This is a genomic window from Micromonospora avicenniae (assembly GCF_900156065.1).
Lineage (GTDB): Bacteria > Actinomycetota > Actinomycetes > Mycobacteriales > Micromonosporaceae > Micromonospora > Micromonospora avicenniae.
The window spans coordinates 16,412-40,810 of record NZ_FTNF01000021.1 but is presented as its reverse complement, the minus strand read 5'-3'; the positions used below and the strand labels follow the sequence as shown (position 1 = coordinate 40,810).

14 protein-coding genes are annotated in these 24,399 nt (G+C 68.5%); 12 read left to right on the top strand and 2 right to left on the bottom strand.

The features are described from left to right. The first annotated feature begins 58 nt into the window (after positions 1-58). The 8 genes from uxaC to BXA10_RS24585 all read left to right on the top strand — a co-directional run bounded on the left by uxaC (position 59) and on the right by BXA10_RS24585 (position 14,969). On the top strand, positions 59-1,477 hold the full coding sequence (uxaC, locus tag BXA10_RS24620; protein ID WP_076473214.1) for a glucuronate isomerase: 1,419 nt from the start codon (positions 59-61) through the stop codon (positions 1,475-1,477). Positions 1,478-1,636: 159 nt separating this feature from the next. Beyond that, positions 1,637-5,722, top strand: a complete 4,086-nt coding sequence (locus tag BXA10_RS24615) for a glycosyl hydrolase 115 family protein (protein WP_076473213.1) — start codon at positions 1,637-1,639, stop codon at positions 5,720-5,722. A gap of 253 nt (positions 5,723-5,975) precedes the next feature. Continuing rightward, positions 5,976-7,805 carry a CocE/NonD family hydrolase gene (locus BXA10_RS24610; protein WP_076473212.1) on the top strand — a complete coding sequence of 610 codons (1,830 nt, stop codon included), beginning with the start codon at positions 5,976-5,978 and terminating at the stop codon, positions 7,803-7,805. 134 nt (positions 7,806-7,939) lie between these two features. Beyond that, positions 7,940-9,844, top strand: coding sequence for a hypothetical protein (locus BXA10_RS24605; protein WP_076473211.1), 1,905 nt, complete (start codon positions 7,940-7,942; stop codon positions 9,842-9,844). Positions 9,845-9,863: 19 nt separating this feature from the next. Continuing rightward, entirely contained in the window at positions 9,864-12,326 is a 2,463-nt protein-coding gene (locus tag BXA10_RS31915; RefSeq protein WP_217696843.1) for a type II secretion system protein GspG, read from the top strand. Positions 12,327-12,580: 254 nt separating this feature from the next. Beyond that, positions 12,581-12,973: a hypothetical protein gene (locus tag BXA10_RS24595; RefSeq protein WP_076473209.1), complete on the top strand. Its 393-nt coding sequence runs from the start codon at positions 12,581-12,583 to the stop codon at positions 12,971-12,973. A gap of 299 nt (positions 12,974-13,272) precedes the next feature. After that, the gene (locus tag BXA10_RS24590; protein WP_342742901.1) at positions 13,273-14,259 is read left to right on the top strand and encodes a zinc-binding dehydrogenase; all 987 of its coding nucleotides are present in this window, start codon (positions 13,273-13,275) and stop codon (positions 14,257-14,259) included. A gap of 299 nt (positions 14,260-14,558) precedes the next feature. Then, positions 14,559-14,969, top strand: coding sequence for a DUF2267 domain-containing protein (locus BXA10_RS24585; RefSeq protein ID WP_076473207.1), 411 nt, complete (start codon positions 14,559-14,561; stop codon positions 14,967-14,969). Between the two features lie 132 nt (positions 14,970-15,101). Here the strand turns inward: BXA10_RS24585 and BXA10_RS24580 are convergent, their stop codons facing one another. Next, positions 15,102-16,157: a CapA family protein gene (locus tag BXA10_RS24580; protein ID WP_245828451.1), complete on the bottom strand. Its 1,056-nt coding sequence runs from the start codon at positions 16,155-16,157 to the stop codon at positions 15,102-15,104. 122 nt (positions 16,158-16,279) lie between these two features. Continuing rightward, a complete protein-coding gene (locus tag BXA10_RS31015; protein ID WP_245828448.1) occupies positions 16,280-16,951 on the bottom strand; it encodes a winged helix-turn-helix transcriptional regulator in 672 nt (223 codons plus the stop codon). A gap of 133 nt (positions 16,952-17,084) precedes the next feature. Between BXA10_RS31015 and BXA10_RS24570 the strand changes: the two genes are divergently transcribed. The 4 genes from BXA10_RS24570 to BXA10_RS24555 all read left to right on the top strand — a co-directional run bounded on the left by BXA10_RS24570 (position 17,085) and on the right by BXA10_RS24555 (position 24,320). Next, positions 17,085-17,864, top strand: coding sequence for a DUF899 family protein (locus tag BXA10_RS24570; RefSeq protein ID WP_076473204.1), 780 nt, complete (start codon positions 17,085-17,087; stop codon positions 17,862-17,864). 595 nt (positions 17,865-18,459) lie between these two features. Then, positions 18,460-21,246: a TIR domain-containing protein gene (locus BXA10_RS24565; protein ID WP_076473203.1), complete on the top strand. Its 2,787-nt coding sequence runs from the start codon at positions 18,460-18,462 to the stop codon at positions 21,244-21,246. Positions 21,247-21,404: 158 nt separating this feature from the next. After that, positions 21,405-23,105: a RyR domain-containing protein gene (locus tag BXA10_RS24560; protein WP_139338125.1), complete on the top strand. Its 1,701-nt coding sequence runs from the start codon at positions 21,405-21,407 to the stop codon at positions 23,103-23,105. A gap of 264 nt (positions 23,106-23,369) precedes the next feature. After that, on the top strand, positions 23,370-24,320 hold the full coding sequence (locus BXA10_RS24555; protein WP_076473201.1) for an NAD-dependent epimerase/dehydratase family protein: 951 nt from the start codon (positions 23,370-23,372) through the stop codon (positions 24,318-24,320). Positions 24,321-24,399 lie beyond the last annotated feature (79 nt).

The window sequence follows — 24,399 nt, the reverse complement described above, 5'->3', positions numbered from 1 at the left end:
ACCTGTCGATGCAATCCTTTGCAGGGCCCGTTCCATCGAAGCCGCAGAGGAGAAGTTCGTGGCACAGCTGCGTCTGCATCCCGACCGCGCGCTACCGGCTGGCGACGACGTCCGCGCCGTAGCCCGCCGCATCTACCACTCCACCCGGGAACTGCCGCTGCTCTGCATGCACGGGCACGTGGACGCCGCCGTCCTCGCCGACGACGAGCGCTTCTCCGACCCCGCTCACCTGCTGGTCGTGCCGGACCACTACGTGACCCGGATGCTCGTCTCGCAGGGCGTCACGCTCGACCAGCTCGGCGTCCCCCGCCTCGACGGGACGGTGGTCGAAACCGACCCTCGCGCCATCTGGCGGCTCTTCTGCGCCCACTGGCACCTGTTCCGCGGCACCCCCAGCCGCTACTGGCTGGAGCACGAGATCGCCGAGGTGCTCAAGCTCGACCTCACCCCCGGCGCCGACACCGCGGACGAGCTCTACGACCTCATCGACGCACGACTGGCCGAGCCGGGCTTCCGGCCGCGTACCCTGCTCGACGCCTTCAACATCGAGCTGCTGGCCACCACCGACTCCGCGACCTCGCCGCTGCACGACCACGCCCGGCTCCGCGAGGCGGGGCTCGGCGATCGGGTGGTGCCCACCTTCCGCCCGGACGCCCTGACCCATGTCGGCCACCCAGGCTGGGCCCGCCAGCTCGAGCAGCTCCAGGAGCTGACCGGCGAGGACACCGGCGACTACGACGGCTACCTCGCGGCCCTGCGCGCACGGCGCGCGGCGTTCGTCGCGGCCGGTGCCCGAGCCACCGACCACGGCCACCGCGCCGCCACCGCCGAGCCGCTGAACCCGGCCGAGGCGCGGCGGCTCTACACCGAGGCGCGCCACGGCACGGCCGGCCCCGACGCGACGGAGGCCTTCGCCGGTCACATGCTCTACGAAATGGCCCGGATGTCCTGCGACGACGGCCTGGTCATGCAGATTCACCCCGGCGTGCTGCGCGACCACGATCCCGAAATCCACCGCGACTTCGGCTCCGACCGCGGCTTCGACATCCCGATCACGGCCGAGTTCACCCGCTCGCTCCGGCCGATGCTCAACGCCTTCGGCCGCGACCCGAGATTCCGGCTGGTGCTCTTCACAGTCGACGAAACGGTCTACTCCCGAGAGCTCGCCCCACTCGCCGGCGTCTACCCGGCCGTACGCCTCGGTGCGCCGTGGTGGTTCCTGGACAGCCCAGACGGGATGCGCCGATTCCGCGAACTGGTGACGGAGACGGCCGGCTTCTACAACACCAGCGGCTTCGTCGACGACACCCGGGCGTTCCTGTCCATCCCGGCCCGGCACGACCTCGCCCGGCGCGTCGACGCCGGCTACCTGGCCCGTCTCGTCCTGGAACACCGGTTGAGCGAGGACGAGGCGATCGAGACGGCAGCCGACCTGGCCTACCGCCTTCCCCGGGAGGCCTACGCCCGGCGGAACTAGCGAGGCGTCCGGGTCGAAGCAGCGAAAACCCGCAACACAACACCGAGGGTCTCGGTCTGGCGGCTGTCACGTGATCCCTACCTCGCGTGCCGGCCAGCCCGATGACGTGCCGGACGAGAGGAGCGAGGGATGTCGCAGCCCAGACAAGGAAATCGAGGTGTGCAGCACGACCAGCGCAACATGGTGGGTCGGGTCAGGCGGTGGTCCGCGGCTGTCGCGACCGGCGTCGTGCTGGCCGCGTCCCTGACGTCGGTCGGGGTGACGCCGGCGTACGCCTCGGCGGGTGACTTCACCATCTTCGACGGTCGGGCGACCGCTCCGATCCTGATCGACCCGTCCTACGGCGGCGATCATGGAGATCGGGACTACACGCAGGTGCGCCGCGCGGTTCAGGACCTGCGGCAGGACGTCGCCATGGTGACCGGGGCGATCGACCCCGGTGACGTGCAGAGCGTGTTCGTCGACGACGAGTCGGCCAAGGAGACGCGGCTGGCAAAGGCCGACCAGCGCAAACTGCCGGCCCTGCTGACCGAGGCCGCGGGTCAGCAGACCGCGATCATCATCGGCCAGATCGGTCAGAGCCGGCTGATCGACGAGATCGTCGGAGCCGGCAAGTTCGACGAGGCCACCGGGATCGAGGGCAGATGGGAGGCGTATGCGGCCAAGACCATCAAGGACCCGGTTCCCGGGGTCGACAAGGCACTGGTGATCGCGGGCAGTGATGCCCGGGGGACGATCTACGGCATCTACTCGATCTCGGAGGAGATCGGCGTCTCGCCGTGGTACTGGTACAGCGACGTGCCGGTCAAGCAGCGGGACGACCTCGACGTCAAGGCCGGGACCCGGATCGACGACGGGCCGGACGTCAGGTACCGCGGATTCTTCGTCAACGACGAGGAACGCACCATCGCTTGGGCGAAGCGGAAGTTCCCCACCGGCAACGGCACGCCTGATGTCAACTTCTACCGGCACGTCTACGAGCTGATGCTGCGGCTGAGGCTGAACACGCTGTGGCCCGCGATGCACCTGGCTTCGACGGCGTTCAACGCGGTCACCGACACCGGGAGGTACGACGAGGGGACGCCGATCAACGCTCGCGAGGCGGCAGCGTACGGCGTGGTCGCATCCTCGTCCCACGCGGAGCTGATGCTGCGCAACAACGAGGGCGAATGGCGTCAGTGGTACGACCGCAACAAGGACGCGCTCGACATCAAGGGCACGGACGCCGTGGCGGCCTTCGACTATTCGATCAACAAGCCCGCGATCCTGGAGTACTGGCGCCAGCGGGTGGTCGCCAACGCCGACTTCGAGAACATCCTCGCCCTGGGTATCCGCGGTGTGCACGACAGCGACGCCGTGTTCACACCCGGTAACCCGTACGGGTTCAAGGACAAGGTCGAGATGGAGGCCGACGTCATCCGCGAACAGCGCAAGATGATCGCGGAGGTCTACGGCAGCGCCGACGCTGTGCCGCAGGTGTTCATCCCCTACAAGGAGATGAACGATCTCTACAACGCCGGGCTCAAGGACCACATCCCCGACGACGTGACCCTGATGTGGGCCGAGGACAACCAGGGCTACCTGCGCCAGGTGCCCACGCGGGCCGAAGCCGCCCGGTCCGGCGGGAACGGCGTCTACTACCACGTCTCCTACTGGGGCGAGCCGAAGAGCTACCTGTGGCTCAACTCGACGCCGATGTCCTTGATGGTGCAGCAGCTGCATCGGGCCTGGAACTCCGGTGCGGGGCGCTACTGGATCCTCAACGTCGGGGACATCAAGCCCGGCGAGATCAAGCTCGACCTGTTCGCCAAGCTCGCATGGGACGTCGAGGGCTACGACGACACGAACATCGGGAGCAGGTTCCTCACCGAGCACCTGGAGCGAGACTTCCGGCTGAAGGGCAACGACGCTGCCGTCGTCGCCGACGCGTTGGAAAGGTTCGACGCGCTCGAGAACACCAAGCGCGCCGAGTTCTGGGGAGAGATCAACTCATCCAACGCGGACTCCGGAAGGATCCACACCGGTCAGGCCTTCCCGTTCAGCGCCACCTCGGACGGGGACGAGCTCCAGCGCTACATCAACGAGTCCAACGAGCTGGTGGGCGTTCTCGAGGGTGTCTCCGCGAAGCTCGACCCGCGCTCTCGCTCGGCGTTCTATCAGCAGGTGCTCCACCGAGTCCGGTCCTACCGCAACATGGCGGAGCAGATCGGCTACTACTGGAAGAACCAACTCGCCGCCGCCCAAGGTCGCTACGCCAGCGCGGGAAGCTACGAGCTGCTCTCGAAGCAGGCCCGTGAGCGCATCCTCACCGACGAGGACTACTGGAACACGATCAGCGACGGCAAGTGGGACCACGCCATCGGCCACAGCCATCCCGAAGGGTTCCCGAACGAGGGCACGGTCATGCTCACCAACGACCGGTACGCCCGGGTGGCCGCGCCGGCCGATGCGGTGGGCGCTGCCGCCGAGGGCAGCAAGGAGCCTGGCCGGGGCACGCTGACGTTCAACTCGGCCGCGCCCGACGACAAGCGGTTCTTCGACGTGTTCTCCCGCGATGACGTGGCCGACCCGCAGGAGTGGGTTGCCGAGGCCGACGCACCGTGGATCACCCTCTCGCGGCGCTCCGGCACGACCGCGACCGAGCAGCGGGTCACGGTGACGGTCGCCAAGGACCATCCAGCCACGACGGGGACGATCCGGGTCTTCAACGCCGCCGACGGCGCCAAGGTCGGCGACCCGGTCGCGACGTTCACGGTCGACGCGGAGCGGGCCGCCGTGGATCTACGCCGTGCCGCCGAGCCGGCGCACCTGGAGGCCAACGGTTACGTGGCCCTCGAGGCCGAGCACTTCTCCGCCAACGTGCCCGGCGCCGACGGGAGCCGGTGGGCTCCCCTTCAGGGCGTGGGTCAGCGCGGAGCGTCGATGGGTAGCTTCCCAGAGATCGCGCCCCGGGTCGACTCCGCCTTCGAGACGACCGCCCGCCTGAAATACCGGGTCTACTTCACCTCCACCGGGAAGTTCACCGGGACCTTCTACCGGATTCCGACGCTGAACGAAGGCACAGAGGACGACGGCACGCCGCGAACCGCGCGCACGGCGGTCGGGCTCGACGACCAGGTCCCCAGCCTGCTGCGCGGCAACTCCGTCGCCGGAACCAGCACCAGTACCTGGGGATTCAACATCATGCGTCAGATCGAACCGCTGAACTTCACCGTCGACGTGACCACACCGGGCTGGCACGAACTGATGGTCTACCGCTCGGACGCGGCGATCCTCTTCGACCGGATCATCATTGAGACCCGCGACGGCGCGGTCGGTGACAGCCTGGTCGGCCCACCCGAGAGCCCGAACAACATCGCCGCGCCCCAGAGGGCGAGCGCCGCACCACTTCCCGGCGTGATGCCGGAGCTTCACCGGCTGCCGGCAGTCGAGACGTCGGTGGGCCGGACGAGCACGGTCGAGGGTGTGACGGACGTGGTGGCCGCGGAGTCGGACAACACGACCGCCGCCTCGGTCGCGGTCGAGGGCGGTGAGCTGAGCATCACCGGGCACAGAGTCGGGAAGGCCGAGGTCTCCATCACCACCGGTGGCGGTGAGACCTGGGTAGCGCCGGTCACGGTGACGAGAGGCGAGGGCGCGCCGGACGGCCCGTACCTGGAGCAGGACGGCCTGGTCGTCCTTGATGCGGCCGACGCGCTCGAGAACAGCGCCTCAGCCCACGCGACCGCCAGCAACAACGGGACACACAGCTGGGCGCTCGCTCGCAACGGCCTGCAGGTCGTCCCACCTGCCGACGCCAGCGCGAAGGCGAACTGGCTGGCGACCTCGACGGCTCAGGCCGAGGCGTTGTTCAGTGCCGGACCGACTGAGAAGGTCAACGGGAGCTCGGCGGCAGGGGCACCGCCGCAGCTCGACTTCACGGTCGACATCCGGACCGCTGGCAAGTACTACCTGTTCGTCAACTCCAGCAACCCGAACCCCGACGCCGACTCCTACCACGTCCTCGTCGACGGGCAGTGGAGGTACCAGTCGAGCAAGTCCGGGCCGGAGACCGGGTTCGAAACCTGGTACGGCACCACGAGCGTCGCTGCGGCCGCGTTGGCGCTCGAGCCGGGTGAGCACACGATCACGCTGGCGCCTCGCGAGGCCGGGCTCGTACTCAACCAGATCGCCTTGACCACGGACGACACACCCGGCCTTACCGGCTTCCAGAAACCCAGCGACCGGAAGGCGAGCGCCTCCTGACGCTCTGACACCGAGCAGCAGCAGATCCTGCCCCGCCGCGAACCGGAACGGCCGGACCTGAAAGGTCCGGCCGTTCCGTCGTGTGTGCGGAGCTCCTCAGCGCCCGACGAGACGGACTCACCCGCATCTCGCGGCGCTCGGGCCGGCGAAGGTCGAAGCGGAGTGTCCAGGGCAGACAGGAACGACGACCATCACTACGCTCGGCTGGGCAAGCAGGCGGGCCTCGTCTGGAGTCGATTTCAGAGGAGCAGGGATGATCCGTGGCAGGAAGGTGTCGGCCGCCGCGGCGGCCGGTGCATTGAGCATCGTCACGATTTTGGCTGCGGGCGGATCGCCCGCAGCCGCACAGGCAGCCGGGACAGCGACTGCGGCAGCCGACGAGTCGATCACCCACGAGGAGAACCCACGGGTCCCGGAGGGGGCCGCGTGGACGGAGGCGTACTTCCCGTCCTCGGACGGCAGCGGCGTCGAGCTGCACGCCGACGTGCTGCGCCCGGCGCACCTGCCGCCGAACGCGAAGACGCCGGTGATCCTCTCGATCGGCCCCTACTTCGCCCACGCCGGCCAGACCGGCCCCGAGGGCTGGGACCGGGTCGGACCGTCGGCCCGCTTCCAGGACTTCGTCGACGGCGCCGACCTGATGGCCCGCGGCTACACGTTCGTGATGGTCGACCTGCGCGGCTTCGGCGGCAGCACCGGATGCCTGGACTGGGTCGGCCCGGGCGAACAGGCCGACGTCCGCGCAGCCATCCAGTGGTCGGCCGGCCAGTCGTGGTCCAACGGCAAGGTCGGGATGTACGGCAAGTCCTACGACGCAGTCACCGGGCTGGTGGGCAACAACCTCAAGATGGACGCCCTGAAGGGGGTCGTCGCCCAGGAACCCGTCTGGGACATGTACAACTACCTGTTCAGCAACAAGGTGCCGCGCCCCAACGTCACGGGCACACCGGCGGCCTACAACTCGATCGCGGTCATGCCTCCCATGGCCGACGACAGCGACCGGTACAAGGCGAACGCGCTCTACGAGACGAGCCATCCGGAGTGCTTGAGCGACAACATGACCAACAACAACAACCCTGACGCCGACTCCGCGTACTGGAGGGCCAGGAACCTGGCCAAGGACGCTGCCGGCACCAGGACGCCGTTGTTCGTGACCCAGGGCTTCATCGAGTCCAACACCAAGCCGGAGGACATGCAGGAGTACCTGGACAACCACCAGGGTCCGGAGCGCGGTTGGCTCGGCCAGTGGGACCACGTGCGGGGCAACGACACCGAACGCGACGGCCGGTTGGCGATGGGCCGTACCGGTTGGTTCGACGAGGTGATGCGCTTCTACGACCAGTACCTCGGCGGCACCCGCCCGTCGGTGACCGACCCGGCGTACGTCATCGAGGACAACCTCGGGCACTGGCGCGCGCAGCGGACCTGGCCGTCGACCGCGTCGTCGTACGACGCGCGGCTCTCCACCGGCCGGTACGTCGACGACGGCAGCGCCGCGGCGGCGGTCGCGGAGACCACCGCGATGGATCATGGCCGGTGGGACATGGAGCGGGCGCCCCGGACCGAGGTGCTGTCGCGTGCCGAGAAGAACGCCGCCAAGCAGGGCGACGCCCCAGCCAACAGCTTCTGGACCTGGTCGATGCCCGCGCCGCAGCAGCTCCGGATCACGGGTACGCCGAGGATCACGCTCAACGCGAGCGCGAGCGGGAACGTGATGGTGCGCCTGTGGGACGTCGCTCCGGACGGCACGGCGACGATGTTCGACGAGAACGTCGCGCTGGTGGAGCGCGGCGGACGCGTCTCGTTCGACCTGAAGTCGACCGACTGGACCTTCGAACGTGGGCACCAGCTGGGCGTCCAGATCGGGACCATCACCTCCAACAGGTGGCGGGACGTGCCCTCCGGCCACACGATCAAGGTCTCCGGCGCCCGCCTCACCTTGGACGTGCAGAACCCGCGGTTCGACGTGGCGACCCACGGTGACCGCTCGCCGTTCCTGGACTCGTACCTGGCGGCGAACACCACCACGCTCAGCGACGTGGGCCGCGGCACCTTCCCGTTGAGGCCCTCCCGGATCGGCTGACTGAATGGCTGCCCGGTGCCCGCCGCCTGGCGGGTGCCGGGCAGCCAGAACGGCGGCTGTCGTACCAACCGCTACGCGACGCACATCGGACAGACAACTGTGTGACCCAGACCACAGTCTTTACCTTGTGCCACATGGCCATTACCACCTCCGGCGGCTGCTACACCGTTGGCGAGATGCTCGATGCAGCTAAGGACCGCGGCCAGCTCAACGGCACCCAGATATTCGGACTGGACATCGCCGAAAAGGTGATCTTCGAGCACTACGTGACGATCACCAACCAAGCCGCGTTCCTACAGGCGGTGCTCGACCAGCGGGACTGGCCCGACCACGGCGGCAAGCGCAACTACAGCGAGATGCTGGCCGCGCGCAACAAGCACGTCACGGTCGAGCAGCTGATGGCCGAGCGGATGCAGTGGCCGGACATCGTCACCCACGACGGCGTCTCCGCCCCGCCCATTGCGGCTCTGCTCAACTCTTTGATCCTTAGCCCCGCTGCGGGCGCCGGCCCGGCAGCGCCGAAGCCAGCGCTGCCGCGTGGCCGGCACGAGTTCTACGAGATCAAGCCAGACTCCGACACCGGCCGCCAGCGCGGCTTGGCCAAGCTCGAAAACATCACCCGGGTCTACCGCAAGTATCGGCTGCCCTACCGGCCCGGTGACTACTACCCGCCGTATGGCAAGGAAGTGAAGATCCCGCTGCCGGTCAACCGGCTGTTCGTCGTGCTGTGCGGGACGCTGCTGGCCCGACACGGATTCAAGGCGATCCGGATGGCTCTTCAGGTGCGCCGGGAGGTCAGGGGCCTACTGCTGTACAAGATCTGCGTCGAGATGGACTCCGACGACGGCAGTCGCCGGAAGGTGCTGGTCAAGGCCTTGGCCAAGCACATCATGGCCGCGTACGTCTACTGCTTGGCTCCGGAGCGCTTCAAGGATCTGCAGCTGGAACTCGGCGACACGTCGTACGAGGGTGACGCCGTCCCGCGCATCAAGTGCCGGTTCGACGTGATCGACCAGCTGAGGCCGTTCCAGAGCGGCATCGAGGAGGCCATGTTCCAGCGCGGGCTCGTGCTGCCCGGCGAGGAGTGGCTGCTGGTGTGCGACGAGGCCGCCCACCGGCAGCTGGTGCCGCTGCCGGGCCCGAACGTGGACACGCTCTGGGAGCAGTTCCGTAAGCAGGCCGAGGCGTGGGCGGAGTTGCTCGGCGGACGCCGGGGGGTGGCGATGCTGCGCCAGGACGTGCTGGTGAAGGTCGAGGAGATGGCCCGGATGGCGAACATGGCCGTGCCGGGGCTCAAAGAGTTCGCCAACGCGGTGATTCGCTGGATCAACGAGCACCCGTACCTGGCCGTCACCTTGGTGGTGGTGCCGGTGGTGGTCACCGGCGGACTGGCCGTGGCTATCGACGCGGGGCTGCTCGCGGGTGGGGCACTGGCCGCCGCCGAGCTGAGCGGGGGCGAGCTGGTCGGCGCCAACATGATCGGCGGGCTCGGCCGAACCGCGCTGCCGCAGCTGGTGGTGGAGGCCGGCTCAGGCCCGCAGGTCGCCCTCGCGACGGCCAGCCGCGGTGCGGCGTTGACGTTCCAGGATGTCGCGCTGGCACAGGTCGGCGGGGCGGGGGGCGCCGCGAACACCACCAGCAACGTCGTACCGCTGCTGACGACCGCGATGCGGGCGGCCGCGCCGGTGGCCAGGGCCGCGGCGGCGGCAGCCGGCGGGATCGCGGTAATGACCTTCTCCACCCAGGCGTACGCCGCCACCAGCGCCCCGCCGCCAGCACCCCCGGCCGAGGCGCAGCCGGAGCAGCCGCAGACGACCGTGAAGGCCCCCGACCCCAAGCACCTCATCGCAGAGGTGTCCTCAGGGGTGTACGTGGTGCGGGCCATGGCCGCCCACCGGGGATCGCGGGACCCGGTCAAGGGCGACCTAATCAACATCCATGACTACGGGCAGACCCGCAACCACCAGGACCTGTTCCGGTCCCCCGAGCCCCCGCCCCCGTTGAAGGTCCGCTACTTGGGCCGCATCACCGTCCGTTGACCTCGAGAGGTGCGTGTTCGTGGAACTCACCAACAGCAAGCGGGTACTGCTGAAGGCCAGCTACGTGCAAACCGAGCTGAGCGACACCGAGCGCTCCCGGATCGGATCGGTCGGCGGCCGTGCGATGGAGAAGGTCAACTTCGTCCGGGACCTGGCCCCAACGGAGCAAGAACTGCGCGCGCTGCGGCCCGCTCTGCCGGACGACCACCACCTGCTGGACCTCGCGCAGACGCTCATGGCCGAGCCCGCCGAGCACCTGCCCGTCGCGGGGCGGCTCGCGGAGCTGGACGGCTCGGCATACCTACGGCTGGGGCACGCCATCGCGAGGCTGCGGTCCACCCCGGCGGCCACCTACATGGTGGCGGCCTTCGAGCAGCGCCTGCGAATCGCGCCGGTCGGGCGGCTGCACCTGGAGCGCATCGAGATGTCGCCGGCCGGGACGGAGAAAGGCGAGCTGGTCTTCACCGTGCCGCTGACGCCGATGGAGACGGTGACGGTCTCACACAAGGAATGGTCCACCACCAAGGACGAGTACGAGCAAATCATCTCGGACTACTTCGAGAGTTACAGCGAACGCGGCGTAGTCGACAAGACCGATGCGTCGATCTCGACCGAGAACGAATCCCGGCACACCAGCGCGTTCAACTTCGGCTCGAGCGTCAGCGGCGGGTACGGCCCGGTGACCGCCTCGGTCACCGTCGGTCTCAACAACTCGTCAGAGGACCGCGCTGCGGTGAAGGAGAGCGTGCAGAATACGCGCGAAACCACCCAGAAGGCCTCGGCGCGTACCCGGCAGGAGCACAAGGTGTCGGTGAAGCTGGAATCGACGCGAGGCGCCGAAGACACCTCCTACCGCACCATCACCAACCCGCACGCCGACCGCGCGCTGCGCGTCGACTACTACCGCATGATGCGCAAGTGGCGCGTCGACCTGTACCGCTACGGACTGAGGCTGACCTTCGACATCGCGGTGCCCAACCCAGGTGCGCGCCTCTGGGCCCGCCACCGCGAACTGGCCGACCTCGACGTGCGGATCCGCACACCGTTCTCATTCGCGCTGTCAATCGACGACATCACCGAAACGAGCTGGACCAGCCTGGGCAAGGAGTACGGGGTCGCATTGGAGCCGCCGCCGGCCGAAGGGATCAGCATCCCGTACGCGCACCGGTTCGAGTCGGGCAAGGACGTCGACGGGCCGATCGAGTTCACCGCTCCGCCCGGCTACACGATGGGCAGCGGGTTCGCCGGGATCATCGAATGGTGGGGTCCGGCTCAGGGCGATATGCCTGTGATGCTGTGGCCGACCGAGGAGACCCAGATGCAACTGCAGTTGCCCGCGCCGGGCACCGGAATCGCCGAGGTGAAGGGCAAGGGTATTGTCGGCGGCGACAAGCTCATGGTGACGTTCATGAGGGCGCCCGAGTACACAATGCAGTTCTCGCTGGTTGCGGGCGCCAAGCGACAGGACCGGACGTTCTGGGACTGGAAGCAGCGGGTGTGGACCGCCCTGCGCGACACCGCACTGGCCAAGCACCAGACCCAGCAGGCGCTGCTGCAGGACAAGCGTGACCGGCTGTGGATGCTGCTGTCGGGCAAGGACACTCTCACGCTGCGGCGACTGGAGCGCGACGAGCTGATGCGTACTGTCCTGACCTGGCTCGTCGGGCCGGAGTTCGAGACAGCGCCGAACGAGGTCGGCAGCATCATCAAGCAGTCCGTGGACCGAGACGCCGACAGCCTCGACACCCCGGACGACAAGCCGCAGCCCGACCGAAACCTCACTGCGGCCCAGTGGGCAACCATGTCCGGCTTCGGAGACCTGGTCAAGTTCATCCACCACGCCGTCGAGTGGGAGAACCTGCTGTACTTCCTATACCCGTACTTCTGGGGCAGCGACGACCTGGCCCGGGAAAAGCTGCTGTTCGAGCACGGCGACCCGGTGCACCGCGACTTCCTTCGAGCCGGCTACGCCCGGGTGGTCGTGCCGATCCGGCCCGGCTTCGAGGAACGATTCACCCACCTGCTCGACACAGGCAGCCCGACGGGCCAGTCGCCGTACCTGACGATCGCTCAGGAGGTGAGCGCTTTCGCGCACACCAACTACGCGGGCATCCCACCGGCGAACCCGGAGCAGCACGCTCGGCCGCTGCTCTACCCGCAGCAGCGCACCACCTGGGACATCATGCAGCGTGTGGTCGAGGAGTTGGAGCGCTACCGCGACGCGAACGACGAGTACCCGCCGCAGCTGGACGACTTGCCCGGCAGCCCCTTCCACGATGCGTGGAACCGCGAGCTGGTCTATCGGCTGCCGGGCAGCGGCAACGACTACGACCTCATCTCGTACGGAGCCGACGGCGAGCCAGGCGGCGACGGCGTCGACGCCGACATCTCGGCGGCGGCAGGAGCGTCGCTCATGGCCACCTGGTTCGACTACACACCGACCAGCGGCATCGACATCGACGTCCAGTCGATCCCGCTCTGAACTGCCGTCCTTCGCCGATCACCCGGTCGGCGACCGGACGGGGCAGCGACTACGGCTCCTCGGCGCCCGAGCCGCAGCGCATCGCGGCACGCGCGGATAACAGCTGGCGACGCTGGCGGCTTGTGAGTCATGGTTGCGCGGTGATCACGGTCCAGCGGGTGCGGGTGCGGTGGAGCTCAGCTGCACGCGGCGCTCGGCACGCCAACCTCCGCCGTGGACTGAACCGGCCGGTACCACTTCCTGCCTCACTACCGATGGGTGACGTGGCCGTCCACGAGGTGCTCTATGACGACGCGGCCGGCTACGTGGGCCACGACGAGGTGCTCAGCGGGGGCATAGAGCGAGCCCGCGAAGTGGGCTTGTGGCTCACCATTGAAGGTTCCACGACGGCTGTTGATCGGTTACCCGGCGGTGCGGCATATCCGCGCGACCGTGGCACGGCCCGCCTCTTCACCCTCTCGCCGGGGCAGGTAGGCCGCTACCGGGCCAACTTCCGGTTCACGGTCACTCGGTGCGCCTGCAACCCCAGCTGGTTCTACGAGGATTGGGTAGTGCACGTCGGCAACGGCCCAGTAGAGCCCGACGGGTTCATCCATCGCAAGCCGGATCATGATGCCGACAACCGCGTGCATCTTTACGGCGGATAGGTGAGGCCGACCGCAGGCACCCTCGCTGGTGGAGCCGGTTGGAGCGCGGCGACAGCGGAACCCGGCCAGCCGCCGCTCGCGTCGGCTGGCGGTCTGGTCGGCGGCGTCAGAACCAGGCCCATGGGCGGGTGAGCCGCCACAGCCGTCCACGCCAGCGAGCACGCCGAGGGTGCGAGGAGAGCGGGCCGGACGGCGGCCTGAGGCAGTGGCTGCGGGACCACGAGTCACATCGGGGATGCCTCGGTTGACCTCAACCAGACTAGAGGTCGCATGCTTTCGGCGTTCGCGTCGGCGAACGGATGGGAGTCAGTGTCATGCGAGTTGTCCAGGCGGTTCGTTTCGGGGGTCCCGAGGTTCTGGTTCCGGGTCAGGCGCCCGACCCGGTGGCCGGGCCGGGCCAGGCCGTGGTCGACGTGGCGGTGGCGGGCATGACGTTCGTGGAGACGCAGATCCGGCGTGGCACCGACAGATGGCATGAACGGCCGCGGCTGCCGTACGTGCCGGGCGGTCTGGTGGCCGGGCTGGTGAGCGCGGTCGGCGCCCAGGTGGATCCGGTTTGGCTGGGGCAGCGTGTCGTGGCCGGAACAGGAGAAACCGGTGGTTTCGCCGAGCGGGCGGTGGCGCCGGTCGGGGAGCTGTTCCCGGTGCCGGACGGCCTCGGCCTGCCGGAGGCCATCGCCCTCTACAGCGACGGCAGCACCGCGCAAGGGCTGGCCGAGCACGCCAAGATCGGCCCCGGAGACTGGGTTCTGGTCGAAGCGGCGGCGGGCGGGGTGGGCAGCCTACTGGTGCAGATAGCCCGTGCGATGGGCGCGCGCGTCGTCGGAGCCGCTCGCGGAGACCGGAAGCTCGAGGTGGTCCGGGAGCGCGGCGCCGATGCGGCGGTTGACTACTCCGAACCAGGTTGGACCCGGCGGGTGCTCGAAGCGACCGGTGGCGCGGGACCGGATGTGGTGTTCGACGGCGTCGGCGGCGAGATCGGGCGTGCCGCGTTCGAGGTGACGGCCCGCGGCGGCCGTTTCTCGGTGCACGGAGCCTCCAGCGGTGAGGCCACGCTCATCGACCCTGCGGAGGCGCGCCAACGGGGCGTGACGGTGATCGGCATCGAACAGCTCTTCGACTTCGGACCGCATGTGGCGCGGTGGGCGGAGCAGATGATGTCGCAGGCGGCAGCGGGACTCGTCCGGCCGCTCATCGGGCAGACCTTTCCGTTGGAGCGTGCCGCCGACGCGCACGCCGCGGTCGAAAACCGCACCGCCGTGGGGAAGACCCTGCTGTTGATCTGAGGGCCTGCACCTGGGATCGCTGGCCAAAGGCCGGAGCACTGGTCCGCATTCCGGTAGCAGTTCGCTCGGCAGCCGAGAGATGAGGTTCGCATGTGCCCTCGCTAAACGGGTAGGCCAGTTCGAACACGTCGTGAGGCTGTCGGGCGACGTCGACCCGAGCAGCTTCGACGCGAGCCCTTCCCGCGGGAGGGTGTTGCCGTACGGCGTAGACAAGGCGCACCTGAACCCAACCGCGGCGCATCGCGGTCAGGGCTCGTAACCGGAGTTTCGAGGGCGATCCGGCCGGAGAGGGGAATCGGGTGGAATACCAGGATTTCATCAACGCAGTGGCGACGCGGGCAAAGGTTTCGACCGATCAGGCGGCGGCACTCACCGCCACGACGTTGGAGACGTTGGCAGATCGGATCAGCGCCGGCCAGGCAGAGGACCTTGCCTATCAGCTTCCGGACAAGCTGGCCGACCACCTGCGCGGACCGCGTGGACGGGAACAGGCTACGTCGTTCGGGTTTGAAGAGTTCGTGCGGCGGGTGGCGGACCGCCCGAACATCGACCGTGCGCTCGCCGGTCCCGGGGTCATCGCGGTGCTCACCACGCTCCGTGAGGCTGTCACGCGTGACGAGTTCCAGAACGCGGCGGCCCAGCTTTCGAAGGACTTCTGGCAGGTGATCGAACCGGTGGGTGCCGGTGGCGGGCGACGCCCCGGCTCTTAGCACGCCTTTTCGGAAGGCAGCAGCTGTGCCCACGCCTTCCTGACCTACGTTCGCGGACGGTGCCGCTGGCGATCGCCTCCTGCTCCCAGCGGCTCCCGTCGCTGACCTGCCGCCGGCAGCACGGCCGCCACCCTACGAGACGGGGCTAGCGGCGAGTCCGGTGCACGCGCGCAGGTCTGCGTACTCCCGGTGGATCCGGGCCACGTCCCGCCCGCCGGCGAGTTCGGGTCGACCGGTACGTCGGGAGATCGCCGCGGGCAGCAGTTCCGTCTTCGAGATCGCCGAATTGTCGAGGGTCACCCGCAGCACTCCCGTGTCGTTGCTGTACGCGTCGTCACGCCACCACAGGAAGTTGCCGAGCCCGTACTGCACGAAGGTCTTACCGAGCCACCCGTCGCCGAGCAACAGGTGGGCGTGGGTGCCGACCACGATCGTGGCACCCGCTTCGGCCATTTCGCGCGCGAACTCGCGAGCCTCGTCGGGTGGGCACGCGTCGCCCTCGGTGCCCCAGTGGACGTAGACGACAACCACGCTGGCCTGGCGTCGGGCGGCGCGTACCGCCTCGACGGCGCGCGGCAGGTCCCGGGCCATCGCGATGCCGGCCCGGTTGTCGGTGGCTCTCCACTCCGACCACAGCTCGGAGACCTGGCTGAAGCCGAGGACAGCGATTCTGGTACCGCGTATCTCGGTGATCCACGGCCGGTACGCTGCCGCCGCGTCGGCGCCCGCCCCGACGGCGGGCATACCGGCGGCCCTGGCTGCGTCCACGGTGTCGGTCAGCCCCGTCCGCCCGTAGTCCAGCGCGTGGTTGTTGGCGATCGACACGACGTCGATGCCGGCGGCCTTTACGGCGTCATACGCGCTTGCCGGCGCTCGGAAATGGAACTCCTTCGGTTCGGGGGTGCCGCGCGTGGTTACCGCCGTTTCCAGGTTGACCATCGCCAGGTCTGCGGCCGACAGGGTCGACGAGATCGACCCAAACGCGGTGGCCGGGTCGCCGAGCAGGTCGGCCGTCCGGTCGGCGAAGTGCACGTCGCCTGCGAAGGCCAAAGTGATCTCGGTGGGGTGCGATGGAGAGGCGGAAGAGGCGGAGCGGGTAGGCGCACCGGCCGGCGGGGTCCGGGCGGGATCGCACGCCGTGACGAGCAGGGTCGCCGCCAACGCGACGAAGCATGGTGCCGAGTTCACTCAGCGCAGCGTACGGAAACCCAGCCGACCGTGGGCCTGTTCGGCCAGGATCGCCCTTGGCCCAACCTTCGTAGTCCCCGGCTGGAACGATCAAAGGTAACGGGGGGTGCAGCCCGCCTGGATCACCCTTCGGACAGCGTCTGGCGGCCTTCCGCTCGCCCCCCGAGGTGAGAGGTGGGGGTTGCGTACTGATTTGTGGATGCGGGGATCCGCACGTTCGCGACGAGGAGGCGTACGACCTCGGAATCGCCGATGATGACGGTGCCGGCAGCTACGAGCCCGGCCAGGTCGTCGCCGCCGAAGGCGCCGAGAAGGGTATCCGTCGTGGTGACCAGGACTGCGTCCGGTTCTTCGGGCGGCTCGTGGGCGACCTCGGCGCCGTCCGGGGTGAGGCGGACGCCGAACACCCCGGCAGGGCCGTGGTCGCGTAGTTCGATCCGCAGCGTCGCCTCGGGCCGCTGCTGCGTCGGGACGAAGAAGGTGCGGATGGTCAGCATGGCGCTGTCCGCGCTGACGAAGCGCTGTTCCCCGGTCGGCGGGGCGGCCAGCGCCCAGGTGCCGAGCGCGACGACGATCGGCTCGAGGCCGCGACCCCACGTCGTCAGCTCGTAGACCCGCACATTGCCTGGCGGAGGCAGCTGCCGACGGCGTACGACGCCCGCGCCGGCCAGCTCGCGCAGCCGGTCGGACAGCGCGTTCGGGCTGGCGGTCGGGAGCGCCTGCTGCAGGTCAGTGAACCGTTTCGGCCCGAGCAGCAGCTCGCGCACCACGAGCAGCGACCACCGCTCACCCACGATGTCGAGGCCACGCGCGATGCCACAAGCCTGTCGATAACCCCGCTGAGCCGGCACCGAACACCTCCCTTTCACACTTGCTCGATCATAGCATCCACTATTAGCCTCATAGCCCTTACCTGAGGAGGAGCCCATGACCACGCCAGCAGCACCCCCGCTCGCCGACCGCGAAACCTGGCAGAAGCAGCTCGACGAGCTCCGGCTCCGCGAGAAGGCGCACACCCGTGAGGGCGACGCCATCGCCGCGGCCCGTCGGCGGCTGCCGATGGTGGAGGTCGACCCGACCACCCGTCTGGTCGGTGCCGACGGCCCGGTGCCCCTGCTCGACGTCTTGGAGGGGAGGACCCAGTTGTTCGCGTCGTACCACATGTGGCACACGGGCAGGCCGGCCGCCGACCAGTGCGAGGGCTGCACGTTCTTCACCGGCCAGGTGCTCGAGCTGTCCTACCTGCACTCGCGCGATGTCACGTTCGCGGTCTTCTGCCAGGGGCCGTTCGAGGAGTCGTCGCGCTACCGCGACTTCATGGGCTGGCAGGCGCCCTGGTACTCCGTGCCCGCGGAGTCGCTCGACCCGCTCGTCGCCGGGCGTGCGTTCGGAATGAAGGCGTGCTACCTGCGCCAGGGCGACCGCGTGTTCGAGACCTACTGGACCACCGGGCGCGGCTGCGAGGCGATGGCACCCTCGTACGGGTTGCTGGACATGACCGTCTACGGCCGCCAGGAGGACTGGGAGAACTCGCCAGAAGGCTGGCCCCAGCGCTTCCGGACCGACGGCGATCAGTTCCGCCTCGACGGCCGGCCCACATCGCAATGGTCGCGCCTCGCCGCCGGCCGTGACGACGACCTTGGCACCACCGGGCACGCCGACAGCGAGCACCACTGCCACTGCGGTTCGACGCCGACTGAGTCATGAACCTCCCCCGGCGATGATCGGTAGCGATCCCCTCCGATGGCTGCTGACGGTGGCCTTCGGCGGGGCCTCCATCTCTCCCCGCTCCAACGCCTGCGCCCATCCCCAGCGGGGCCTTCCCTGGTTCGCCTCGGAGGTTGATCGTGTAATCCATCAGTTCTGAGCACCTATCGGGCAGGCTGTTTCCCAGCACTCCTCTGGGGAGGTGGTGGCCGGTGGATAGACGGCCGGAGGTGTTCGTTCGGCAGTGCCGATGGCTGCGGGCCAGCGGTTGCAGCGGATCACCAGGACGGCGAAGAATCCGGTGAAGCATCGGGCGACCACCTGGTGCTGATGTCCGCCCAGGTGCGGCTGGCGCCGGACATTGGTCGCCTCCTCTGATCCGCAACGCTTTCCGGCTGACGTGGCGCAAGTGGTGCGGAGCTGAATCATGTCCGGCGGCGGTGCAGGCAGTCGCGCGTCGGCAGGCGCCCCGCATCGGTGGACGGAGTACCGACGGCACTTTCGGTGGGAGCTGGACATTTACGACCGCGACCGAGCGTCGCTTGACATGTCATCGCAGAGTGTCTGCAATGGACGGCGATGCCGGGGAGGAAGCTTGGTTCGTTCAGCAGATAAGTACGACGCATTCATCTCCTACAGTCACGCGCTGGACGGGAAGCTCGCTCCGGTCGTGCAACGCGAGCTGGAGCAATTTGCCAAGCCCTGGTACCGGATGCGCGCGATTCGAGTCTTCAGGGACGATGCAAACCTGTCGGCATCATCGGATCTCTGGGCGTCGATCGAACTGGCTCTCGCCTCATCGGAATGGTTCGTGCTCATGGCTTCACCAGAAGCCGCGCGATCCGAGTGGGTCAATCGAGAAGTGGCGTGGTGGGCGGCAAACCGCTCGCCCGACCGGCTGCTCATCGTAGCCACCGGGGGCGAGTTTGCCTGGAACGCACAGACCGGTGATGTGGACTTTGCGCGCAGTACGGCTGCGCCGCCCGCGCTGCGCGGCCTGTTGGCCGCGGAGCCGCGCATCATCAACCTGCGCTGGCTGGCCGATGCGAACCTTGCAGATGCCGCAAACCCGAGGTTACGTGAAAGCATCGCGGACTTGGGGTCGGCGATCCGCGGCATACCGAAGGATTTGCTCATCGGCGAGCACGTGAGGCGACATCGGCAGGCGATGCGGCAGGCACGCGCTGGGATTGCAATCCTCTCAACGCTGGCCGTGTGCCTCTTTGCCGCGAGCGTCTTCGCGATCGGTCAGCGCAACGAAGCCGAGCGCAACGCGCGTTCGGCGTTGGCCCAGCTCTTCGCAGCAACAGCCGTTGCCGAGATGCAGGTGCAGGCGGATCGAGCGCAACTCCTGGCTGTCGAGGGCTATCGGATGGAGCGCAATCCTCGTACTCGCGCCGCCCTACTGGAGGTCAACACCGCGAGCCCTCATCTCGTGCGACAGATACCAGCGGGCGGAAGGGTGACTGCCCTCGCCGGATCAGCGGACGGCAAGACGATTGTTGCGGGCACCGAGGATGGCCGGCTCCTTCGATGGCGGCCGGACGCGGGCACGCTGGACGAGGTGCGACTAGGGCCGAACCCGATCGGCGGGATCGCGATCAGCGCGGACGGCGCCACCACATTGGCCATCGACGGGACCGTCGCGGCGACCTGGACGGGAGAAGGGGACGCCCCACCCTCGAGGTTCGATGTCAAGGGCGGGTATGCGATCGCCGCTTCACCATCGGGACGGCTCGCCGCGGTGATGGTGAGGAGCGGCACGGATTCGGAAGTCGAGACCACCGTGTCGCTGTACGAGGCCACGACGGGGAAGCGGCTTCATTCCACCCGACCGCGAAGTTCCTGGTCTCAGGTGGGTATGCCGAACGAACGCTCCATCGTCCTGGAGGGCGGTACGGGCTCGTGGGAGGTCCTCCGCACCAGCGACCTCTCCTCATCGGGATACTCCGACGACCCGAAGGTACCCGCCGGGGACTATGTGCCCGGCTCCTCCACGAGCCTGGGGTACTCGGGATACGTCAAGTACCGGAACGTGCTCGTCTACCCGAACGGCGATGCCGAGACCGACATACCAGGCGCGGAAGTGCCAGTCGCCGAACCAGAGGTGCTGGCGATCCGGGACGACGGCGGGTACGTCGCGGTGTCGGGCGGGGGAACACTCTGGGTCGCCGGCACGTCCGAGGACGCCGAAGATCCCACCGAATTGACCGGGAGCGGCCGGATCGAGGCCATGGCATTCCTCGGTAAGACGTCTCGGCTCGTCTCCACAGCTGGCGCGTCGCTCGCGCTGTGGGATCTGAACCAGGTGTCGCGGCTGAGCCTGCCGTTCCGGGTCGACGTACCGGAAGTCGCGAACTTCGGCCCGCCGCCCCGGATCGCCGTCACGAGCGATGGTGCGCGAGTCGCTGTCGTCGGCGGCAACGGTGACCAGGGCGCGATCCACGAGTTCACCACCGAGGCGGTAAGAACCACAGCGATCCCGGCGGGCCGGCTCGACAACGTCACGCCCGTCTGGAGCGCGACCGGTGAACACTTGTGGCTCATCGGTGACGGTGGCGCGGCACAAGTCCTTACCTCCGAGGCGCGCGACGCCGGCACCTGGCCGGCGTTCGGCGAGGCGGAAGTCCTCGCCGCCGGGGTCTCACGCGATGGCCAGGAGGTCGTCGTGGTCGATGACCGCGCAGGGGTGCAGGTGCGCCGTGCAACGGACGGCAGCGTAGTTCGCGACCTGCCAGGCGCGGTCGATCCCGTGATAAGTACCTCGGGACCCATGAGCGCCGGGCTGGCTGCCGTCAGTGCGGACGGCAGGACTGCGGCCGTCGTGCACGCCGAGACGAGCCAGAGCGTCGCGGTGATCGACACGAAGTCACTGCACTCGAAGGTCCTGCCCGGTCCGCCCGCATCGGCGGTCACCTTCGGCGACGGCCACCTGCTGGTGGTCAGGGAGAGCGGCGATCTTGAGGTTTGGGATCAGGGCGGCGAATCGCGGCTGCGAACTGTGGCCGGAGATGTCGGCTACGCGAGGGCGATCACCGTCGTGCCCGGGACCGGACTTGTGGTTCGCCTCCGAGCGAACGGGCAGGCCGTAATCATCGACACCAACGAGGGTGCGGTGGTGGGCTCCGTGCAACTGCCGCCGATGACGCGAGGTTCGACGGCCAGCCCGTGGCACGCGACCGCCATGGTCGGCGCGGCCGGCACGGGCGAGCTCCTCACCGCGACGTCGGGAGGCAGCCTTGTCCGATGGTCGATGAGAGACGACGTGTTGTTGCGGATCGCATGCGACACGGCGGGTCGCGACCTTACGACCTCGGAGTGGGAGTCACTCGCCGCCGTCGGTCCACCTGAGGACCTGTCGTGCGGCCGTCCGTCGGCGTGAGCGCGGGGGCTCCGTGTCCCGTGGCCGTCTCGTCTGGGCGCACTACCGCCGGCGCCGGCGGTGATCGCCGCTGACAGGAGTCGATAGCCTGTTGGCGTCCGTCACCCGGTGGCGCGGCCGTTCAGTTTGGAGCCGAGGATGGAGCAGGGAATGGATCGGTGGCAGTGCCTGCGCGCGGCATCCGAGCACTGACGGCGGCCCGGTGGGGACTCGTCGCGACAGTGGTCGCCGCCCTCGCGCTGGGTCTGTGGGGGCTGCGGGACTACACCAGTGACCCCCGGCACGAGACGAACGACGGGCTACTGGACCTCATCTACTACGACCTGCAGCTGTTCGTACTCGGCTCCAGCCCGCTGGAGGCCGGGGGACCGATCCCATGGCCGCTGCAGATCGCGCGCTTCCTCGCCCCGGCGGCGACCGTCTATTTCCTGTTCGAGGCCGCTCGCGCGATGTTCGCGGACACCTGGCGAGTCGTGCGGCAGCGGAACATGTCCGGGCACGCCATCGTTACCGGCAAGACGCCGACAGCGGCCGCGATCGCCGCGGAACTTCAGGCGAGCGGCCGTCGGGTGATCCGGACCGAGACCGGTGACGCCGGCAGCCTTTACGACGCGGGCGTACAAGGTGCACGAGTGCTGTACGCCTGCGCGGACGACAGTACCGACAGCAGCATCAACGTACTGGCAGCTGCCACCGCCAGTCGGGCCCGTCGCGCCCGAAAAGCCGGGCCACTGGCCGTCTACGCCCAGGTGAGCGACCCCGCCTACGCCCTGGCGCTACGCGCGCGTCACCTGAGCCAGCCCAACACCGGTTCCGACTTCTTCAACACCGACGAACTTGCCGCGCGGGAGCTTGTGCGCCGTGATGCAGCCACATTCGAGGACGCCGTTCCGCATGTCGTCATCGCCGGCCTGGGCGCCTTCGGCCAGGCGCTCGTCGTCGAGCTGGCGCGGATGTGGCAACTATCGCCGCGTTGCGGCGAGCGGCTGTCGGTCACGCTGGTCGACCCGGCGGCGGAGATCATCGCCGACGATCTCCGGCGGCGTTGGCCGGCGGTGGTGCAGTCCTGCCTGTTACGGCCCTTCCCAGGCGATCTGCGCACGGCAGTCGACGACGAGTCCGTACCGCCGCATCGCACGTATCTGTGCTTCGACGACGAGGACGCCTCGGTGCTGGCGGCGCTCACCTTGGCGCCTTTGTGGCGCGGCGGACCACATTCTCTGGTGCTGCCGCTGGACCGGCTGGCGCGGCTGGTCGAGGTCTTCGGACAGGACTCGACCACCCTCCTGGACGACATCGAGGGTCAGTTGTGGCCGATCAGTGTCGGCAGTTTGATCTTCAACGTCACTCCCGGCGAATCCGGAACGATCCACGAGGACATCTACGAACGCTTGGCCCAGTCGATCCACCATATTTATCTTCAACGCCGGGTGGCCCAAGGCGCGCGCCTGGGCGACACGGCCGCGATGGTTCCCTGGGAGCGGCTCGAGACCGGCTTCCGCGAGGCCAACCTTCAGCAGGCACGGAACATCGGCGCGAAGCTGATCGCACTGGGATACACGGTCGCTCCACGCACCGGCTCCGGCGTCGACCGCATCGACGACACGCTGATCGAGTCGCTGGCGGTCGCCGAGCACGACCGATGGGTGGCCGAACGGATCTCACAGGGCTGGCGATTCGGCGAGGTCAGGGACGACCGAGTAAAGCTGCACCCCAGCATCAAGCCTTGGGGTGAGCTGTCGGAAGCCGAGCGAGACAAGGATCGCGACGTCGTGCGGGACATCCCTCTGATACTCGCCGATTACGGGCTGCAGGTCGTGCGCCTGACACCGCCCGCTGTCGCACCTCCGACCACGTAGCCTGCCGACGAAAGAGGCTCGGACGGACGGCGGCTCCGGGTGGAGGTGCCCACCATCCCGAGGGTCACGCAGGTCCAGTCGAGGCGACCTCTTCTCCACGGCCCGGGCTGATTCGTGCCGGCAGCACGGGTCACGGATGGGACGACCTGTCCGGTACCTCGCACCCGTGCCGGGCGGCCCGCGACGCACTCCCCTTGTAGATCCGGAACCTCGTTCCGTATAGTTACGGAACAAGGTTCCGCTTGTCTTGGAAGGGGACGCGTCATGGCCGTTCTGGTCACCGGAGGCATGGGTTTCATCGGGTCGCACACCGTGCGGGCGCTGCTCGACCAGGGCGAGGAGTGCGTGCTCATGCAGCGCCGCGCCCGCGGGCTGCCGCCCGTCCTCGCCGACGCCCAGGTCGCGATCGAGCAGGGTGACGTCACGGACCTGCCGGCCCTGCTGGACCTCGGCACCCGCCACAAGATCACGGAGATCGTCCATCTGGCCGGCTCCATGCCCTGGCCGATCGGCGCCGACGAGCCGATCCCCGCCACCCGCAAGGCGCTCGGCGGCCTGCTCAACATCTTCCAGGTCGCTCAAGAGTGGGGCGTACGGCGAGTGGGTGTCGCCAGCACCATCGGCGTCTACCACGGCCTTTCCGAGTACGGCGCCCTTCGGGAAGACCTCCCGCTGCCGATGGACTCGTCCCACGTCATCCCCACCTTCAAGAAGATCGGTGAGCTGCTCGACGACTGGCTGGCCCCGGCTGCCGGCCTCGACGTCGTCAACTACCGGATCTCCGCCACCTGGGGCCCGGGTGGCCACGAGGACCCGTTCTTCCCGGCGCCCGCCCTGATCCACGCGGTCGCCCGCGGCACCGAACTCGACCTGTCGTCGCAGGCCGGAACACCGTACGCCGAGGACGCCCTGGATCTGTGCTACGTGAAGGACACGGCACGCGCGATCGCCCTGCTACACCTGACCGACAAGCTCAACCACCGTACGTACAACGTGGCCTCGGGCCGGGCCACGTCGAACGCCGACGTCATCGCCGCCATCAAGACCCTGGTCCCGTCCGCCGACCTGACCCTGCCGTGGCGCGGGTCCGCTCCCCCGGCATCCTGGCTCGACATCACCAGACTGAACGAGGACACCGGCTACGTCCCCGCGTACGACACCGAGCGCGCCGCCGCCGACTACATCGCCTGGCTGCGCGCGGGCAACGACCGCTGAGTTCAATCGCACCACACGGTCAGAGCCTCCTCGGCAATCCTTCGCCGGGGAGGCTCTGACCACTACTGGTGGACCGGTT

Bases quoted from the DNA above. Each gene is read 5' to 3' on its own strand.
- BXA10_RS24595 (WP_076473209.1), top strand. From the start codon at position 12,581: ATGGGTGACGTGGCCGTCCACGAGGTGCTCTATGACGACGCGGCCGGC.
- BXA10_RS24605 (WP_076473211.1), top strand. From the start codon at position 7,940: ATGGCCATTACCACCTCCGGCGGCTGCTACACCGTTGGCGAGATGCTC.
- BXA10_RS24610 (WP_076473212.1), top strand. From the start codon at position 5,976: ATGATCCGTGGCAGGAAGGTGTCGGCCGCCGCGGCGGCCGGTGCATTG.
- BXA10_RS24570 (WP_076473204.1), top strand. From the start codon at position 17,085: ATGACCACGCCAGCAGCACCCCCGCTCGCCGACCGCGAAACCTGGCAG.
- BXA10_RS24555 (WP_076473201.1), top strand. From the start codon at position 23,370: ATGGCCGTTCTGGTCACCGGAGGCATGGGTTTCATCGGGTCGCACACC.
- BXA10_RS24590 (WP_342742901.1), top strand. From the start codon at position 13,273: ATGGGAGTCAGTGTCATGCGAGTTGTCCAGGCGGTTCGTTTCGGGGGT.